Origin of the sequence: Sphingomonas sp. MS122 (genome assembly GCF_049532975.1) — a bacterium.
Taxonomy (GTDB): Bacteria; Pseudomonadota; Alphaproteobacteria; order Sphingomonadales; family Sphingomonadaceae; genus Sphingomonas.
In genome coordinates this window covers 1,133,788-1,150,354 of the sequence record NZ_CP186695.1, presented here as the reverse complement: position 1 = coordinate 1,150,354, position 16,567 = coordinate 1,133,788, and the positions used below count along the sequence as shown (strand labels likewise).

The following is a 16,567-nucleotide window of genomic DNA, read 5'->3' as shown; positions in this document are numbered from 1 at the left end:
CGCTCACGGCTTCAGGCGATAGAGATGCACGCCGCCATAGATCGCCGAGCGGTCGCGCGCGGTGAAGTCCAGCGACTCGGCCTCGGCATAGTGCCAGCGGTCGAGGATCGCGTCGGCGACGCGGCCGGGCAGCAGGGTCGGCGCCGCGGCGGTGCGGAACAGCACCCGCGCGTCCGGCTTGGCGGTGCGGGTGATCTCGCCCCACAGCCGGTTGAGCTGCGCATCGGTCATCCAGTCCTGCGCGTCGAGCAGGATGTAGCGGTCGAGCGACCCGGCGGGCATCGACTCGAGATATTCGACGAAATTCTGGTGGCGCACCTCGACCCGGTTCGCGCGCTCGCGCACCGCATCGTAGTTCGCCGCTTGCAGATAGGGCGGCAGCGGCGCGTCGGCCGCGTCGCCATAACCGCGCCCGAACGCCTGCCACGCGAAATAATTGTCCGAGAGGTCGAAGTCGCACGCCAGCTTCTCGAGCCGGCGGCGCAGCACCGCGCCGATCCCGCGCGGATCATCCGCGGCCAGCGCCTCGTACTGCGCGGGCGGGATTCCGAGCCCGAACAGCGAGGCGGGCTGGTCGATCAGCCAGCGCACGAACTTCTTGTCGAACACCGGGGCGAGCCGCGTCTCGAAGATCGCGCGCTGCTCCTCGGGCGTCTTCGCGGCGAGCAGCTCGCGCGGGTCGATGCGGTAGAGCTTGGCGAGCAGATGCGCCGCGCCGATGAACCCGCCGAGCAGCCCGCGCTTGTAGAAGCCGCCGGCAAAGCCCTTGATCCGGCGGCGCCCGGCGAGGTCGCGGCCCTCCCAGTAGCGCCGCGTGGTCTCGTCGAGATGCGGCGTGAGGGTGCGATACGCCGCGATATTCTCGGGCCGGTTGGCCTGGCCGAAGAAACGGTGGAACGCGGCATGATCGGGCAGGTGCTGCGCCGCCGCGACCTTCAGCTTGTTGAGCGCGATATGCGCGGTGTTGAGGTCGACCGCGGTGATCTTCGCGGGATCGGCGGTGAGGTAGGAGAGCACGTTGCACCCGCCGCTCGCGATCGTCACGACATGGCAGTCGGGGGTGATCGCCAGCGCTTCCATGTCGACCTCGGGGTCTTCCCAGATCTGGGCGTAGACCAGGCCGCGAAAGGCGAAGGTGAAGGCGCGTTCGAGCAGGCCTTCCCTGCTCAGATGCTCGTGGCGATGAACGGCGGTGCGCACCGCGCGGTTGCGCGGCTGGCTGGCAATCGAACCCATGTAACGGCTCCCGGGAATCCCGATCGCGCCCATATGTCGGTCGCGTGTCACTCCTGTGACGTCCACTGTCACCGAAATGCCATCGATTGGAAGTTTTGAGAACGCGCAAACTGCCGGCGCGATCCTTCAAGGCAAGCTCAGTCGCGGCAATAGCCCTCGCCCACCCCTACGGTCAGGCAGTCCTTCTTGCCCTCGAGATATTTGAGCCCCGTCGAAGCGCCGTCGCTCGCGCGCAGCACCTTGGCGCCGTCGGGCCGGGTGAAGGCGATGCCTTGCTCGGTCGCCGCGCCGGCGAAGGTGCCGCTCGCGCCCGGGTCGAGGCTGTAGGTGTTGGTCAGGCGATAGCGGCCCGGGCCTGCCGGGTCCTTCTCGATCGTCAGGACCAGCCCCTCGACCCCGACCCATTTGCCGACCCAGCCGTCGCGGCTCGGCGCCTGCGCCGCCTTCTCGGCCTTCTCCGCCTCGGCGGTGACGTTCTCGGCGATCGCCTCGGCGTTCGCCACCGCATTCTGCACCAGCGCGGCCTGCTGCTCGTTGCTCATCTCGCCGCATCCCGAAAGCGCCGCCGAAGCCGCCAGCGCCGCGCTCACCGCCAAAAGCCGCATGATCGCCCCTCCAACTCGAACTTTCGCCGATCCGGTGTAGCCTTTGCCGCGCCAAACGCCTAGAGAGCCGCCATCCGCTCGGCTCAGGGAACGCACCACTCTTCCAATGCGCATCGCCATCGCTTCGGATCACGCCGCCTACGAACTCAAGGCGCTTCTCGCCGAATGGCTCCGCGGCGAGGGACATGAGGTGCTCGATCTCGGCACCGACGGGCCGGCCAGCGTCGACTATCCCGATTTCGGCTTCGCCCTGGGCAAGGCGATCGCCGACGGCAGCGTCGAGCGCGGCATCGCATTGTGCGGCTCGGGCATCGGCATCTCGATCGCGGTCAACCGCGTGCGGCAGGCGCGTTGCGCATTGGTCTCCGAGCCGCTCTCCGCCCGCCTCGCGCGCGAGCATAATGATGCGAACGTCCTCGCCATGGGCGCCCGGCTGATCGGCCCCGAGATGGCCAAGGCCTGCATCACCGCATTCCTCGCCACCGAATTCGGCGGCGATCGTCATCAGCGCCGGGTGGACAAGCTGACCGACCCGGCTCTCTGAAGGACCCGATTATGAGCACCAACCCGATCTCCGCCGTCCAGCCGGATGGTTTCTTCACCCGCAATCTCGCCGACGCCGATCCCGCCGTGTTCGCCGGCGTCACCCATGAGCTCGAGCGCGAACGGTTTCAGATCGAGCTGATCGCGAGCGAGAACATCGTCTCCAAGGCGGTGCTCGAGGCGCAGGGCAGCGTGTTCACCAACAAATATGCCGAGGGCTATCCCGGCAAGCGCTACTATCAGGGTTGCCATCCCTCGGACGAGGTCGAGCAACTCGCCATTGACCGCGCCAAGCAGCTGTTCGGCTGCGGCTTCGCCAACGTCCAGCCGCATTCGGGCGCGCAGGCCAATGGCGCGGTGATGCTCGCGCTGGCCAAGCCCGGCGACACGATCATGGGCCTCAGCCTCGATTCGGGCGGCCACCTCACGCACGGCGCCAAGGCGGCGATGAGCGGCAAGTGGTTCAACGCCGTGCAATATGGCGTGAAGCCCGACACCCACCAGATCGACTATGACCAGGTCGCGGCGCTCGCGCGCGAGCACAAGCCGACGATCATCATCGCTGGCGGCTCGGCCTATCCGCGCCATATCGACTTCGCGAAGTTCCGCGCGATCGCGGACGAGGTCGGCGCCTATTTCATGGTCGACATGGCCCATTTCGCCGGCCTGGTCGCGGGCGGCGTCCACCCGACTCCGTTCGGCCACGCCCATGTCGTCACCACCACGACGCACAAGACGCTGCGCGGCCCGCGCGGCGGCGCGATCTTCACCGATGACGAAGCGATCGCGAAGAAGGTCAACAGCGCGGTGTTCCCCGGCCTCCAGGGCGGGCCCCTGATGCACGTCATCGCCGCCAAGGCGGTCGCGTTCGGCGAGGCGCTGCGCCCCGACTTCAAGGCCTATGCCGCCGCTGTGGTCGAGAACGCCAAGATACTCGCCGCGACCCTGACCGAGCGCGGCGCCGCCGTGGTCTCGGGCGGTACCGACACGCATCTCGCGCTGATCGACCTCACCCCGCTCGGCGTCACCGGCAAGGACGCCGACGAGGCGCTCGAGCGCGCCGCGATCACCTGCAACAAGAACGGCATCCCCAACGATCCGCTGCCGCCGGTCAAGACCAGCGGCATCCGCGTCGGCTCGCCGGCGGGCACCACGCGCGGCTTCGGCCCGGCCGAGTTCCGCGAGATCGGCAACATGGTCGCCGACGTGCTCGACGGGCTGCGGTCGAAGGGCGAGGGCGGCGATGCCGAGGTCGAGGCGAACGTACGCCGGCGCGTCCGCGCCCTGTGCGAGCGCTTCCCGATCTACCCGGAGGGATGAAAGTTGCGTTGCCCCTTCTGCGGGAATGAAGACTCACAGGTAAAGGACAGCCGCCCCACCGAGGATGGGGCGGCGATCCGCCGCCGCCGCCAGTGCGAGGCGTGCGCGGCGCGCTTCACCACCTTCGAGCGGATCCAGCTGCGCGAGCTGACCGTGCTCAAGAGCGAAGGAACCGGTGAGTCCCGGCGCGAGCCGTTCGAGCGCGACAAGCTGATCCGCTCGGTCTCGCTCGCCTGCCGCAAGCGTCCGATCACCGCAGGCCAGATCGAGAAGCTCGTCTCGGGCATCCAGCGCCAGCTCGAGACCCAGGGCGACATCGAAATCCCCTCGCAGCGTATCGGCGAGTTGGTGATGGAAGGGCTCAAGGGCCTGGATTCGGTCGCCTATATCCGCTTCGCCAGCGTCTATCGCGACTTCCGCGAAGCGCGGGACTTCGAGGAGTTCGCCGGAAGCATCACCGAGGTCGGCAAGGGGTGACCGGTTCGGTTCCTGGGCCCGTCATCGTGCTCGTCCGGCCCCAGCTCGGCGAGAATATCGGCAAGGCGGCGCGTGCGATGCTCAATTTCGGGCTGACCGAGATGCGCCTGGTGTCGCCGCGCGACGGCTGGCCCAACCCCTCGGCAGGCCCGGCGGCGAGCGGCGCGGACGTGGTGCTCGAACAGGCGCGCGTGTTCGAGAGCGTCGCCGCGGCCGTGGCGGACTGCGAGCATGTCTACGCCACCACCGTGCGCAAGCGGGGCGTGACCAAGCCGGTCGTCACCCCGGCCGAGGCGGCGGACGAGATTCATGCCGCGCCCGGCCGCTCGGCGATCCTGTTCGGGCCCGAGCGCTCGGGGCTGGAGACCGAGGATGTCGCGCTCGCCCGCGCGATCCTCACCGTGCCGATCAACCCCGAATTCGGATCGCTCAACCTGGCGCAGGCGGTGATCCTCGTCGCGTATGAATGGTCGAAGGGGCAGGCGCTCGTCCAGCCGCCGCGCGTCGATCTCGATCCGCCGGCGCCGCAGGCCGAGCTCGAAGGGCTGATCGGCCATTTCGAGGCGCTGCTCGAGGACAGCGGCTATTTCTACCCGCCCGACCGCGTGCCGACGACCAGGCTCACGCTGCGCAACCTGCTGACCAAGCCCGGCTGGACCGAGCAGGAATTGCGCACGCTGCGCGGGGTGCTCTCCGCGCTGGAGGGGAAAAAGCGCGGGCGCGGCGCCTGAACTTGACTCGGCGCGCCTGCACGGCTAACCGCGCGCATTCGCAATCGGCCCCGCACTCCGGTGAAGCGGCGGCCCTGCGTTTCCAAGCGCAGGCGATACCGGAATCGCGATCAGGCAGGCGCCCCTTTCCGGGCACGTGCCGGGTCAACGTCGTTAGCAGTTGTAAGGAATTTCAAATGTCGAAGCGCTCCAGCGCCAAGTACAAGCTCGATCGCCGCATGGGCGAGAACATCTGGGGTCGTCCCAAGTCGCCCGTCAACAAGCGCGAATACGGCCCCGGCCAGCACGGCCAGCGCCGCAAGGGCAAGATGTCGGACTTCGGCCTCCAGCTCCGCGCCAAGCAGAAGCTCAAGGGCTATTACGGCGACGTCACCGAGAAGCAGTTCCGCAAGACCTATGACGAGGCCGCGCGGATGAAGGGCGACACCTCGCAGAACCTGATCGGCCTGCTCGAGCAGCGCCTCGACATGATCGTCTACCGCGCCAAGTTCGCGCCGACGATCTTCGCCGCGCGCCAGCTGGTCAACCATGGGCACGTCAAGGTCAATGGCGAGAAGTGCAACATCGGCTCGCGCCGCATCAAGCCGGGCGAGACCGTCGAGCTGGGCGGCAAGGCGCAGGAGATGGCGCTGGTGATGGAGGCGCAGAGCCTCGCCGAGCGCGACATCCCCGACTATGTCGCGCCGGACGGTGCGTCGAAGATCACCTTCACCCGCGTGCCGACCCTCGACGAGGTGCCGTATCCGGTGAAGATGGAGCCGAACCTGGTGGTCGAGTTCTACTCGCGCTGAGGTCTGGCCTCAGCCGAAACAGCAAAGGGCGGTCCTTCGGGGCCGCCCTTTTCGCATCGGCTCAGGGCGCCGCGAGGAATTCCGCGCTGCGCCGAAGCAGCTGCGCGCGGGCGTCGCCGTCGTCGAGATAATGGTCGAGGCCCTCGAAGATCACGAGCTCCGACTTGGCGCCCGCTGCCTTGAGCTTGTCGTGCATCAGCTGGGCATGCCCGACAGCGACGTTGCGGTCCATGTCGCCATGGAACATCAGCACCGGCGCCTTGATCTTCTCGGCGTGCCGCGCCGGAGAGCCTTGCTCGATGTGCGGCCCGCTCCCCACGAAGCGCTCGACCTCGCGATGGCTCGTATAGATCGCGCTGTCGCTCTTCAGCCGGTCGAGGTCGGTCACGGGCGCGACCGCGACGACCCGCTTGAATAGGCCGGGCTCGGTCGCTGCAGACTGCAGCGCCGCGTAGCCGCCATAGGACCAGCCGAAGACGGCGAGCTTCGCCGGATCCGCGATTCCCTCGCTCACCAGCCAGCGACCCGCATCGTTGACGTCGCCGATTGCCGTCTTCCAGCTCTGGAAGCCGTTCTTCTGGAACCAGGCGTCACCATAGCCGGCGGAGCCGCGGAAGTTCGGCTGGAGCACCGCGAAGCCCTGGCTCGCGAAATATTGCGACAGCCAGTCGAAGCCCCAGTCGTCGCGCGCACCCGGGCCGCCATGCGGCAGCACGATCGCGCGGATTCCTTTGGCCCCCCCCTGTGCCGGCAGCGTCAGATAGGCCGGCACCATCGCGCCGTCGGCGGCGCGATAAGTGATGTGCCGCATCTCGGCCAGCTTCACCTTCTCGAGCTGCGGCCGCGCCAGCGCGACCTCGTTGAGCGTCTTGGCCGTGCGATCGAACAGATAATAGCGGCCCGGATCGACGTCGCTCCCCGCCCAGATCAACAACCGGTTCTCGTCTTCGCTCGAATCGACCACGCGAATCAGGGGCAGCTGGGGCAGTGCCTTGGTGAGGGATTTGATGAGCCGGGACACCGCCGGATCGAAATATTCGACCGAGGGAATATCGGTCGAATAGGTCGCGCCGATGATGCGGCCGTTGCGCCCGATGCGGGCAAAGCCCGTCACGTCCACCTGCGGGTGGGCATAGACCAGCTTCTCCGCACCGCTGCCATCCAGCGCCCGGGTGTACGCGGCGAGCCTGCCGTCGACGCGCCGCAGGCCATAGGCCACGTCGAGCGTCGGATCGATGCCATAGGGGTCGAAGCCTGCACGGTCGGGCCCGACGCTGCTGAGCGCTTCCCACGCCTTGCTGCCCTTGCGGCGATAGGAATAGCTGCGGATGCCTGTCGTGTAGCCGTCGCGCGCTTGGCTGCGGCCTATCACCCGGACGGTGCCCTTGCCGTCGGTGAGGAATTCGGCGGCATCGCGCGAGGCCGGCTCGACGGTGCGCGACTGGAGCGTTCGCGCGTCGACCAGGTCAACGCCGATCCCTTCCAGCTTTTGGGCGAGCCGCGTGCCAGTCGTCGTCTCGGGGACATATTGGCGGATCATCATGACTTGTCCGTCGATCCCCGGATTCCAGTCGATCACCGATCCGCCGAACGTCGCATAACCAAGCTGCTCGCCCGTTCCGCGGGTGTGGCTGAGCACCTTCATGTTGCTGCCGTCATGGTCCATCGTCGTCAGCCGCGTGGACACGATCAGCCCCTCGGGCAGGCGGATCACGCCATAGACGGTGCACAGCAACCGCGTGTTGCTCGCCCAGCGGCATTCGCTGACTCGCTCGGGCTTGCCGTCGGAAGCCGCGATGGGCTTGGGCGCGGCCGACCCGTCGGCCGGAACGACGAACACGCCGGAGCCCTGTCCCTTCAACGGCGCGACATAGGCGAGTTTGGTGCCGTCGGGCGACAGGCTGACCTGCTCGATATACTCGCGCGCGCCGAACGCCCGCGCCGCGTCGAAATTCTGCGCGGCGGCCGGCGACACTGCCGCCAGGCACGCCAGATAAATCCAGTGCTTCACGATACTTCCCCCTGTCCGCGGGACAGCTTGCAATGCCGGCGTGCGGTTCGCAAGCGTCCCGCTTGCCCCCGTCGCGACCCGCTGCCAGAAGGTCGCGCAATGAAATTACCGGAGATGATGCCGATGCGCCTTGCCCTTCTCGCCTTGCTGGGCCTCGCTGCGTGCAGTGGCGGCCAGTCCGCCGCGCCCGAGCCCGAGCTGCCAGCGATGCCGATGGCGACGCTCAAGGAAGCGACGCGCGTGCTCTCCTCCGACGAATTCGAGGGCCGCGCGCCGGGCACCGCGGGCGAGAAGAAGACGCTCGACTATCTCGTCCAGCAATTCCAGAAGGCGGGGCTCCAGCCCGGCAACAACGGCAACTGGTTCCAGGACGTGCCGCTGGTCGCGATCACCGCGAAGAACGTCTCGCCGCTCACCTTCACCGGCGGCGCTCAGCCGATCAGCCTCAAATACGGCCCCGAATTCGTCGCCGGCACCTATCGCGTGACCCCGCGCAGCGAGGTCAAGGACAGCCCCGTCGTGTTCGTCGGCTACGGCATCAACGCGCCCGAGAAGGGCTGGAACGACTATGCCGGGCTCGACGTCAAGGGCAAGACCGTCGTCATCCTCGTCAACGATCCCGACTGGCAGACGGCGGAGGCCAAGGGCGAGTTCAACGGCCGCGCGATGACCTATTACGGCCGCTGGACCTACAAGTTCGAGGAAGCCGCGCGCCAGGGCGCCGCCGCCGCGATCATCGTCCACCAGACTGAGCCCGCCGCCTATGGCTGGAACGTCGTCCAGTCGAGCTGGACCGGCGAGCAGCAGGTCGCCGACGCCGCCAACGGCCATGCCGACCAGTCCGCCGCGATCGGCTGGATCCAGCTCGACAAGGCCAAGGCGCTGTTCGCCAGCGCCGGGCAGGACTTCGACAAGCTCGCCGCCGCCGCCAAGCAGAAGGGCTTCAAGCCCGTCGCGCTCGGCGACGTCAAGGCGTCGGTCAGCTTCGACAACGACATCCGCAAGCATGCCTCGAAGAACGTGATCGGCATCCTCCCCGGCAAGACGCGCCCGGACGAGTACGTCCTCTACACCGCGCACTGGGACCATCTCGGCCGCTGCGAGGCGGCGCCCGACGGCGACGACATCTGCAACGGCGCGATCGACAACGCCACCGGCACCGCCGCCCTCGTCGCGCTCGCCGAGGCCAACGCCAAGGCCGGCGCGCCCGATCGCAGCCTCGTCTTCATCGCCGTCACCGCCGAGGAATCGGGCCTGCTCGGCTCCAAATATTATGGCGACAACCCGGTCTATCCGCTCGCCAGGACCGTCGGCGGCGTCAACATGGACGCGCTCAACATGACCCCGCCGGCGAAGAACGTGATCGTCGTCGGCAAGGGCAAGTCGGGCCTCGACGCCTATCTCGATCGTGCGCTCGCCAGGCAGGGCCGCACCGCCTCGAACGAGCCGACGCCGGAGAAGGGCTTCTACTACCGCTCCGACCACTTCATGCTCGCCAAGCACGGCGTGCCGATGCTCTATTTCGACGCGGGCGACGACCTGGTCGAGGGCGGCACCGCGGCGGGCAAGGCGGCGGCGCAGGATTACGAGAAGAACCGCTACCACGGCCCCAAGGACGAGTTCGACCCGAACTGGAACTGGGCCGGGGTCGAGAAGGATCTCCAGATCTACTATGCCGTCGGCCGCGCGCTGGCCTCGACCACCGACTGGCCCAACTGGGTCGAGGGCGACGAGTTCCGCGCCGCGCGCGACAAGAGCCGCCAGGGAGCCAAGTAACCGCGATGAAGCCGACGCCGCCGCCCGAATGGGCCAAGCACAAGGCCGTGTGGATCGGCTTCCCCAGCCATCCCGAGCTGTGGGAATCGCTCGGCGCCGCCCGCGCCGAGGTCGCCGCCTTCGCGCGCGCGGTCCATGCCGGCGGCGCGGGCGAGCAGGTGCTGCTCGTCGCCGCCGACGAGGAAGCCGCGGCCGCGGCGCGGCTGCTCGCCGGGGATTCGGCCAAGGTCGTGGTCGCGCCGTTCGGCGACATCTGGCTGCGCGACACCGGGGTGATCCTCGACGACCGGGGCGTCGGGCACGACTTCGAGTTCAACGGCTGGGGCGGCAAGTATAATTACGAGGGCGATGTCGAGGTCGGCGCGCTTCTCGCCGAGAAGCGCCGCATCGAGGTGCAGCCGCACGGCTGGGTGCTCGAGGGCGGCTCGATCGACTGGGACGGCACCGGCCTCGTCGTCACCACCGAGCAATGCCTGCTCAACCGCAACCGCAACCCCGGCCTGTCGATGCGCGAGGCCGAGGATCGGCTCTACAACGATCTCGGCTTCGACCGGGTGCTGTGGCTCGGCAACGGCCTGGCGATGGATCACACCGACGGTCATGTCGACAATCTCGCGCGCTTCGTCGGCGAGAACCGGCTGGCGATCCCGGTGCCCGAGGAGAACGACCCCAACTGGCTGGTCTATGCCGACGCCCGCCGCCGCGCCGAGGCGTTCGGAGTCGAGGTCGTGCCCATCCCCTCGCCCGGCCGCGTGATGCACGGCGACGAGGTCGTCCCGGCGAGCTACATGAACTTCTATATCGGCAACGCTGCGGTGGTGATCCCGGTCTACGGCCAGCCCAACGACCGCAAGGCGGTCGAGACGATCGGCGCGCTGTTCCCCGGGCGCGAGGCGGTGGGCCTGCGCGCCGACCATATCCTCACCGGCGGCGGCAGCTTCCACTGCATCTCGCAGCAGATTCCGAAGTAGACTCACCCACCCCAATCGTCAGCCGGCCCTGAGCCGGGCCAGGGCTTCTTCCTCGGCCCAGGGAAAAGCAGCCCAACCCCGGGTCAAGCCCGGGGCGACGTAAAGGGTATTGGTCGAACCCCACCCGTCATCCCGGCCTTGTGCCGGGGGTCCACCGCGCCGTCAGCGCTGCCCTCGCCCTCATGCCGGACCGCTCGTCAAACCGTGGGCCCCGGCACAAGGCCGGGGTGACGAAGGGGGACGGGCCGTCTAAATACCCCGCCATGACCCAGATCACCGTCGCCGCGCTCCAGCTCGCCTTCACGAGCGACACCGCGCGCAACATCGCCAACGTCGCCGACCTCGTCCGCGAGGCGGCGGGGAAGGGCGCGCAGGTCGTGCTCCCGCCCGAGCTGTTCGAGGGCGAGTATTTCTGCCGCGTCGAGGACGAGGGCCTGTTCGCCACCGCCAGGCCCGTCGCCAGCCACCCCGCGGTCACCGCGATGCAAAAACTGGCGGCCGAACTCTCGATCCATATCCCGACCAGCTTCTTCGAGGCGGACGGTCCGCATTACTACAACAGCCTCGCGATGATCGGTCCCGACGGCAAGGTCGCGGGCGTCTATCGCAAGAGCCACATTCCAGACGGCCCCGGCTATGAGGAGAAATTCTATTTCCGCCCCGGCAACACCGGCTTCAAGGTGTGGGACGGCCCCGCGGCGGACGCGACGCTCGGCGTCGGCATCTGCTGGGACCAATGGTATCCGGAGACCGCGCGCACGATGATGCTGATGGGCGCGGAACTGCTCTTCTACCCGACGGCGATCGGCTCGGAGCCCTATGACGCCGATCTCGACACCAGCCGCATGTGGCGCCGCGCGATGATCGGCCATGCGGTCTCCAACGTCGTCCCCGTGATCGCGTCGAACCGCATCGGCACCGAGGGCGGCCAGCGCTTCTACGGCCACAGCTTCATCTGCGACGAATGGGGCGACATCCTCGCCGAGTTCGGCGCCGAGGAGACCGGCGTGCTCACCGCCACGCTCGACCTCGACCGGGCGCGGAAACATCGCGCCGGCATGGGCTTCTTCCGCGACCGCCGGCCTGAGCTCTACCAGCGGATGGTCGAGGACATCTGACGCGCCACGCGCGCACCGGCGATGGCCAGCAACGGCGCGAAGCCGAACAGCAGCAACGCGCCCAGCAGCGCGGGCGAGGCGAGATCGTCCAGGCTGCGCAGACGGGCCAGCCGGTCCCCTGCCAGCGTGTAGAGCAGGATCGACGGCGCGAGCCCGATCGCGGTCACCGGGACGAACGCGCGCAGCTTCATCCCCGAAATCCCCGCAAGCAGGTTGGCCGACCAATAGGGGAGGAAGGGCAGCAGGCGCAGCGCGAAGAGATAGGCCGCGCCGTGCCGCGCGATCCCCGCTTCATGACGTGCGATCAGCGGCGCGAACCTGGCGCGCACCGCGTCGCGCAGCATGCGCGCGGCCGCCATCTGCGCGATCGTCGACCCGGCCACGCTTGCGGCCAGCGTGATCAGGAAGCCCGGGCCCGGCTCGAACAGGCTGCCCGCGGCGACCCCGATCAGCGGCGCGACGGGAAAGCAGAGCGCGGTCAGCACCAGGATGACCAGGAAGGCCAGCGCCAGCATGGGCAAAGGGTGCGCCGCGCTCGCCGCGCCCACGGCGCCGCTCAGCCGCCGCACCTCGTCGACCGACAGCCACCCCGCGGCGAAACCGGTCAGGCCCCCCGCGACCATGGCGATCGCGAGCAGCAGCCACAGCCGTCCCGGCCAGTCGATCCCGCGCATCCCGCTTCCCACCTCCGACGCCTGCCGGATAGGCGCGGGGTATGACAGCAGCGAGTCAGCCGCGCCGCTTGCAATGTTGGAACTGATTTGCTCCACCCTGGTCGATGGAAGCTTGCTCCCCACCGCCACCCTGTGCTCGTCCCGTCCCGCCGCCGAACGGTGGACGCGTCGCTGTCGCGTTCCAGTGGCGCGAGCGGCGCGTTGCCGGGCGGAACCGCCGCGTTGCCGCCGCGTGGGCGATGCGTCGGTGGCGCGCGATCGCCGCGCCGGTGGCGCGTCGGTGCCGCCGACCTGCCGCGTCGCGGTCGCTTCCCGGGCGCGAACCCGGCGCAATTGCCGCAAGACCCTGCGTCCGAGTCAATTTTGTCAACTGCCGCCGTCCGCGCGCGCGTGGCAGTGTGACGTTTGGGACGTTCCAGCGTTCGGGCCGCCCCTCACGCCGCGCCTCACACCGTCCCGCGCAGCGCCAGCGCCCGTTCGAAGACCGCCTCGAACATTCCGGCCGTCAGCCGACCGGTATTCTGGTTGTAGCGCGAGCAGTGATAGCTATCGATCAGCACGCGCCCGTCGGGCATGCGATGCTCGGCGAGGTGGCCGAAGCGGCATTTGGGCAGCTTGCCGCCCAGGATCTTGACCGCGCTCTGGTGCGCGATCTGGCCCAGTGCCACGAACACGCGCGCCGGGATCGCATTGGCCTGGGCGTCGGCAAAGGGGCGGCAGTTGCGCGCTTCCTGCGGGGTCGGCTTGTTCTCGGGCGGCAGGCACTTGACCGAGTTGATGATGATCGCGCCCTTGAGCTTGAGCCCGTCGTCGGGCCGGGCCTCATACATCCCCTCGGTCAGGCCGAACTTGGCCAGCGTCGCGAACATCAGATCGCCGGCATAGTCGCCGGTGAACGGTCGCCCGGTCCGGTTCGCGCCATGCTTGCCCGGTGCCAGCCCGATGATGCCGAGCCAGGCATCGGGATCGCCGAACGCCGGCACCGGCGCGTTCCACCAGTCCGGATACTCGGCGCGCAGCGCTTGCCGCAGCGCCACCAGCCGCGGACAGCGCGGGCAGTCGTGCGGCGGCTCGGTGTCGGGAAGCGGGCTTGGCGGGATCATCCGCTCCCGATAGGCCGTGCGGCATGACCCGCTCAACCCCGGCTCAGCTCTATGTCGTTGCCCTCGGCTCGAACCGCCGTGGCCGGCATGGTGCGCCCGAGGCCGAATTGCGCGCCGCGCTCGCCGCGATCGGTGGGGTGGTGAAGGTGTCGCCGATCATCCCCACCGCGCCGCTCGGCCCCTCGCGCCGTCGCTTCGCCAATGCCGCGGCGCTGATCGCGAGCGAGGAAGCGCCGCCCGCGCTGCTCGCTCGCTTGAAGCAGGTCGAGCGGAGCTTCGGCCGCCGGCGCGGGCGGCGCTGGGATTCCCGGGTGATCGACCTCGACATCATTCTGTGGTCGGGCGGGGCATGGGCCAGTCCGGACCTCGTCATTCCGCACCCGCAATTTCGCCGGCGCGGGTTCGTGCTCCAGCCGCTGGCCGCGATCGTGCCGGGCTGGCGCGATCCGCTCACCGGTCGCACGATCCGCCAGCTCGCCGCATTGGCCGTCCAGGGAGAGTAAGATGCCGTTGATCCTGTTGCCCTTCGCCCTCGCGGCGCTCCAGGCGGCCGAAGTGCCGCCGCCGCCGGCAAGCGCGGGAGTCTATCGCCTGCCTTATGCCGACGGCACGCAGCTCCGCGTGTTCGACGACACCCGCACCCATCGTCCCCGCGCGCGCATCGATCTCGTCGCCACCGGCCCGCGCAAGCCCTATCGCATCGTCGCCGCCGCGGCGGGAACGGTGATGGCGATCCAGGACGGCTATGCGGAGCGCCAGAGCGGCCGCGCGGCGAGCCAATGCCGCAACAATCATGTCTGGATCGCGCACCCCAATGGCGAGTGGACCGGCTATTCGCACCTGGCCAGGGGCTCGGTGAGCGGACTCGCCAACCTCAAGGTCGGCCAGAAGGTGCGCGCCGGGCAGCTGATCGGGATCGAGGGCGATGTCGGCTGCGCGATGCTCGATCATCTCCATTTCGAGGTCGCGTTGCCCGATCCCGCCAACCCGGTCGATGCCGGCGGCTTCCTCACCGGCAACGACGGCGGCAAGCGTAATCGCGAGCCTCGCTTCTGCGGCATTTCCGGAACGATCAACAAGGAAGAGGTGCACATCGCGAAACGCTGCGCCGGTTGACCGCGGGGGATCGCGCCCCTAGGTGCGTGCCACGCTTTGGGGCCCTTAGCTCAGTCGGTAGAGCAACTGACTTTTAATCAGTAGGTCGATGGTTCGAATCCATCAGGGCTCACCACTCCTTCAGGCCGGCACCAGCCCCGCCCGCCCCGCAGCGGCGAAATAGCCGCGCATGCCCGCCGCCGCCCGCTCGGTCAGCGTGATATGGGCGCGGCGCTTGTCGGTCGGGTCGGGATCGCGGCCGAACAGCTCGGCATCGTGCATCGTCCCGATCCAGCGCAGCGCGGTGGTCGGCGGCACCGCGGCGGCGATGCACAGGCTGGAGACCGACACGCGCCGCCCCTCGAGCCGCGCGGCATAGAGGTCGAGCAGCATGTCCCAGGCCGGATCGGCGAACAGCTCGGCCGCGAAGAACTGGTCGCGCAGCCGCCGTGCGCGGATCACGGCACGAACGGCGCGTGGATCGGCGTCGGGCGCTTCCATCGGCTCGCTGCGATAGCCGTTCGTGCGGTCGCGCACCGCGGGTTGCTCGGCGGTGAGCTGGCTCAGCACCTCGGCGAGCCGGGCGACCTCCTCGTTGAGCAGGCGCAGCCGTTCGGCCTCGCGCTCGCGGGTCGCATCGTGCAGCCGCGCGCTCACCGGCGCCAGCGCGCTGGTCACCGCCGCCGCCTGCTCCCCGGGGCCCGCGCCGCAGAGCAGCGCGGCACCGGTGCCGAGCAGGGGGGTGGCGATCGCATCGATCGTCTCCGGGTCGAGCAGCACGACGGTCCGGCAGCCGTGCTCCACGATCGGTCCGGCAAGCGATTCCGCCAGCTGCGCGGCAGCCGCCGGCGAGAGCCCGCCGGCATCGACGAGCAGCAGGTCGAGGCTGGCCTGCGCCGCGATCCGCGCCGCCGCGTGATCCGGGGTGACCAGCCCGAGCGTTCGGGCGCCTGCGGCCTCGACCAGCCGCTCGAGCGACGCCAGCCGTTCGGGCGTGCCCACGGCCAGCGCGCCCGGCGTGCCGGCCAGGTCGTTCAGGGAAGAGCGGGCGACCGTCTCAAGCATCCGAAACCTCCGCTTTGCAGTGCATTGCGGATGTTTCCCCGGTTTGCGCCAAGGACGTAAGCAAAAGTGCCTCCGTTCTCAATCCGTTTCGGAGGAGTTATCTCCGGAACGGATCAAGAACGCAAGCCCGATAAAGTATATGGGGCTCAGCCGAACACCTCTTCGGCGTCGTCGAACTCGTCCTCGACGAGCAGGCGTGCCGCGGCTGCGGCGCTGCCGCCGCTCAGCGCGACCCACACCGCCGCGACGACGGCGCCGCCGATCGACTGCAGGATCATCATCACGCTGAAGCTGCCCAGCCGCTCGGCCTGGCGCTCGGCGGCGAGCATGGTCGCATCGGGATTGCCCGCGGCGGCCACGATGTCGGCGAAATAGCTTCCCATCGAGAACATGCTGACGACCATGGTCAGGATGAAGCCGATCACGACCACGACCAGCGCCGCACCGAACAACGTCCAGAAATGCCCGCGGCTCAGCCGCCATGCCTCGCCGATCACGAACTCGCCGCGATGCAGCGTGAGCGGGAAGGCGAGCGAGAAGCGGATCACGAAGTAGATGGCCAGCCCGAACACGACCAGGCCGACCAGGAAGGAAAGCAGGACCGTCAGGCCGGGCGATTGGCTGCTCATCGCCACGCCCCCGACGAACAGGCCCAGCACCATGCTGGCGAGGAAGAGCAGGAGCGCGCTGGCGATGAGGAACAGGATCGAGAGGACGATCATGCGCAGCTCGTCCATCCCGACGCGCAGGAAGGCGAGGCCGCCCGCATCGGGGCGCAGCACCGAGCGCATCGCCGCCGTGTAGAGCACCACGCCAACCAGCGCGAGCACCAGGTTGAGCACCCAGATCGGTCCCATCGCCCCCATCACGGCGCCCGGATCCGCAGCCGTCGCGGGGTCCATCGCCGCGGTCATCATCGGCGCCGTCGTCAGCAGCATCGCGATATTGCCGGCGAGGTAGATGCCCGCCCAGACCGCCACCGCCGTGAAATGCTCGCGGAACACGCCAAAGGTCCCGTCCAGGATTCGTCCGACACTGATCATCGTCCAGC

The 16,567-nt window shown here is 68.8% G+C and carries 17 protein-coding genes and 1 tRNA gene; 11 read left to right on the top strand and 7 right to left on the bottom strand.

All coding sequences use genetic code 11. From position 1 onward, the window contains the following. Nucleotides 1–3: 3 nt before the first annotated feature. Nucleotides 4–1,236, bottom strand: a complete 1,233-nt coding sequence (locus ACO227_RS05335; protein WP_423605896.1) for a DUF3419 family protein — start codon at nucleotides 1,234–1,236, stop codon at nucleotides 4–6. A gap of 137 nt (nucleotides 1,237–1,373) precedes the next feature. Beyond that, nucleotides 1,374–1,841 (bottom strand): hypothetical protein, encoded by a 468-nt coding sequence (locus tag ACO227_RS05330; protein ID WP_423605894.1) that lies wholly within the window; start codon nucleotides 1,839–1,841, stop codon nucleotides 1,374–1,376. A gap of 106 nt (nucleotides 1,842–1,947) precedes the next feature. Here ACO227_RS05330 and rpiB point away from each other — a divergent pair, with 106 nt between their 5' ends. The 5 genes from rpiB (at nucleotide 1,948) to rpsD (ending at nucleotide 5,703) form a co-directional block, all read left to right on the top strand. Further along, entirely contained in the window at nucleotides 1,948–2,385 is a 438-nt protein-coding gene (gene rpiB, locus ACO227_RS05325) for a ribose 5-phosphate isomerase B (RefSeq protein WP_423605893.1), read from the top strand. Nucleotides 2,386–2,396: 11 nt separating this feature from the next. Next, on the top strand, nucleotides 2,397–3,704 hold the full coding sequence (glyA, locus tag ACO227_RS05320; RefSeq protein ID WP_423605891.1) for a serine hydroxymethyltransferase: 1,308 nt from the start codon (nucleotides 2,397–2,399) through the stop codon (nucleotides 3,702–3,704). 3 nt (nucleotides 3,705–3,707) lie between these two features. Continuing rightward, nucleotides 3,708–4,181 carry a transcriptional regulator NrdR gene (gene nrdR / locus ACO227_RS05315; protein ID WP_423605889.1) on the top strand — a complete coding sequence of 158 codons (474 nt, stop codon included), beginning with the start codon at nucleotides 3,708–3,710 and terminating at the stop codon, nucleotides 4,179–4,181. 77 nt (nucleotides 4,182–4,258) lie between these two features. Then, on the top strand, nucleotides 4,259–4,912 hold the full coding sequence (locus tag ACO227_RS05310; RefSeq protein WP_423607262.1) for an RNA methyltransferase: 654 nt from the start codon (nucleotides 4,259–4,261) through the stop codon (nucleotides 4,910–4,912). A gap of 176 nt (nucleotides 4,913–5,088) precedes the next feature. Then, a complete protein-coding gene (rpsD, locus tag ACO227_RS05305) occupies nucleotides 5,089–5,703 on the top strand; it encodes a 30S ribosomal protein S4 (protein WP_423605887.1) in 615 nt (204 codons plus the stop codon). A gap of 61 nt (nucleotides 5,704–5,764) precedes the next feature. On the opposite strand, the gene ACO227_RS05300 is transcribed toward rpsD, so the two are convergent. Beyond that, nucleotides 5,765–7,714, bottom strand: coding sequence for an alpha/beta fold hydrolase (locus tag ACO227_RS05300; RefSeq protein ID WP_423605885.1), 1,950 nt, complete (start codon nucleotides 7,712–7,714; stop codon nucleotides 5,765–5,767). A 99-nt stretch (nucleotides 7,715–7,813) separates the two neighbouring features. On the opposite strand from ACO227_RS05300, the gene ACO227_RS05295 reads away from it, so the two are divergent. The 3 genes from ACO227_RS05295 (at nucleotide 7,814) to aguB (ending at nucleotide 11,579) form a co-directional block, all read left to right on the top strand. Beyond that, the gene (locus ACO227_RS05295; protein WP_423605883.1) at nucleotides 7,814–9,490 is read left to right on the top strand and encodes a M28 family metallopeptidase; all 1,677 of its coding nucleotides are present in this window, start codon (nucleotides 7,814–7,816) and stop codon (nucleotides 9,488–9,490) included. Between the two features lie 5 nt (nucleotides 9,491–9,495). Then, a complete protein-coding gene (locus ACO227_RS05290; protein WP_423605882.1) occupies nucleotides 9,496–10,461 on the top strand; it encodes an agmatine deiminase family protein in 966 nt (321 codons plus the stop codon). Between the two features lie 263 nt (nucleotides 10,462–10,724). Beyond that, the gene (aguB, locus tag ACO227_RS05285; protein WP_423605880.1) at nucleotides 10,725–11,579 is read left to right on the top strand and encodes an N-carbamoylputrescine amidase; all 855 of its coding nucleotides are present in this window, start codon (nucleotides 10,725–10,727) and stop codon (nucleotides 11,577–11,579) included. Here aguB and ACO227_RS05280 read toward each other — a convergent pair. Then, entirely contained in the window at nucleotides 11,552–12,253 is a 702-nt protein-coding gene (locus tag ACO227_RS05280; protein ID WP_423605879.1) for a TVP38/TMEM64 family protein, read from the bottom strand. The genes aguB and ACO227_RS05280 overlap by 28 nt on opposite strands. Before the next feature lie 446 nt (nucleotides 12,254–12,699). Continuing rightward, a complete protein-coding gene (locus ACO227_RS05275; RefSeq protein WP_423605877.1) occupies nucleotides 12,700–13,356 on the bottom strand; it encodes a uracil-DNA glycosylase in 657 nt (218 codons plus the stop codon). A gap of 23 nt (nucleotides 13,357–13,379) precedes the next feature. Between ACO227_RS05275 and folK the strand changes: the two genes are divergently transcribed. The 3 genes from folK to ACO227_RS05260 all read left to right on the top strand — a co-directional run bounded on the left by folK (nucleotide 13,380) and on the right by ACO227_RS05260 (nucleotide 14,587). Continuing rightward, the gene (gene folK, locus ACO227_RS05270; RefSeq protein WP_423605875.1) at nucleotides 13,380–13,859 is read left to right on the top strand and encodes a 2-amino-4-hydroxy-6-hydroxymethyldihydropteridine diphosphokinase; all 480 of its coding nucleotides are present in this window, start codon (nucleotides 13,380–13,382) and stop codon (nucleotides 13,857–13,859) included. A gap of 1 nt (nucleotide 13,860) precedes the next feature. Beyond that, nucleotides 13,861–14,472 carry a M23 family metallopeptidase gene (locus ACO227_RS05265; RefSeq protein WP_423605873.1) on the top strand — a complete coding sequence of 204 codons (612 nt, stop codon included), beginning with the start codon at nucleotides 13,861–13,863 and terminating at the stop codon, nucleotides 14,470–14,472. A gap of 39 nt (nucleotides 14,473–14,511) precedes the next feature. Then, nucleotides 14,512–14,587, top strand: a tRNA-Lys gene (locus ACO227_RS05260). A gap of 5 nt (nucleotides 14,588–14,592) precedes the next feature. On the opposite strand, the gene ACO227_RS05255 is transcribed toward ACO227_RS05260, so the two are convergent. Both ACO227_RS05255 and ACO227_RS05250 read right to left on the bottom strand, forming a co-directional pair. After that, nucleotides 14,593–15,516, bottom strand: coding sequence for a hypothetical protein (locus ACO227_RS05255; protein ID WP_423605872.1), 924 nt, complete (start codon nucleotides 15,514–15,516; stop codon nucleotides 14,593–14,595). A gap of 146 nt (nucleotides 15,517–15,662) precedes the next feature. Beyond that, nucleotides 15,663–16,559, bottom strand: coding sequence for a hypothetical protein (locus ACO227_RS05250; RefSeq protein ID WP_423605870.1), 897 nt, complete (start codon nucleotides 16,557–16,559; stop codon nucleotides 15,663–15,665). Between the last annotated feature and the right edge of the window lie 8 nt (nucleotides 16,560–16,567).

Bases quoted from the DNA above. Each gene is read 5' to 3' on its own strand.
- ACO227_RS05310 (WP_423607262.1), top strand. From the start codon at position 4,259: ATGCTCAATTTCGGGCTGACCGAGATGCGCCTGGTGTCGCCGCGCGAC.
- ACO227_RS05250 (WP_423605870.1), bottom strand. From the start codon at position 16,559: ATGATCAGTGTCGGACGAATCCTGGACGGGACCTTTGGCGTGTTCCGC.
- ACO227_RS05265 (WP_423605873.1), top strand. From the start codon at position 13,861: ATGCCGTTGATCCTGTTGCCCTTCGCCCTCGCGGCGCTCCAGGCGGCC.
- folK (WP_423605875.1), top strand. From the start codon at position 13,380: ATGACCCGCTCAACCCCGGCTCAGCTCTATGTCGTTGCCCTCGGCTCG.
- glyA (WP_423605891.1), top strand. From the start codon at position 2,397: ATGAGCACCAACCCGATCTCCGCCGTCCAGCCGGATGGTTTCTTCACC.
- rpiB (WP_423605893.1), top strand. From the start codon at position 1,948: ATGCGCATCGCCATCGCTTCGGATCACGCCGCCTACGAACTCAAGGCG.
- ACO227_RS05335 (WP_423605896.1), bottom strand. From the start codon at position 1,236: ATGGGTTCGATTGCCAGCCAGCCGCGCAACCGCGCGGTGCGCACCGCC.
- ACO227_RS05280 (WP_423605879.1), bottom strand. From the start codon at position 12,253: ATGCGCGGGATCGACTGGCCGGGACGGCTGTGGCTGCTGCTCGCGATC.
- ACO227_RS05255 (WP_423605872.1), bottom strand. From the start codon at position 15,516: ATGCTTGAGACGGTCGCCCGCTCTTCCCTGAACGACCTGGCCGGCACG.
- rpsD (WP_423605887.1), top strand. From the start codon at position 5,089: ATGTCGAAGCGCTCCAGCGCCAAGTACAAGCTCGATCGCCGCATGGGC.
- ACO227_RS05295 (WP_423605883.1), top strand. From the start codon at position 7,814: ATGAAATTACCGGAGATGATGCCGATGCGCCTTGCCCTTCTCGCCTTG.
- ACO227_RS05290 (WP_423605882.1), top strand. From the start codon at position 9,496: ATGAAGCCGACGCCGCCGCCCGAATGGGCCAAGCACAAGGCCGTGTGG.
- aguB (WP_423605880.1), top strand. From the start codon at position 10,725: ATGACCCAGATCACCGTCGCCGCGCTCCAGCTCGCCTTCACGAGCGAC.
- ACO227_RS05275 (WP_423605877.1), bottom strand. From the start codon at position 13,356: ATGATCCCGCCAAGCCCGCTTCCCGACACCGAGCCGCCGCACGACTGC.
- ACO227_RS05330 (WP_423605894.1), bottom strand. From the start codon at position 1,841: ATGCGGCTTTTGGCGGTGAGCGCGGCGCTGGCGGCTTCGGCGGCGCTT.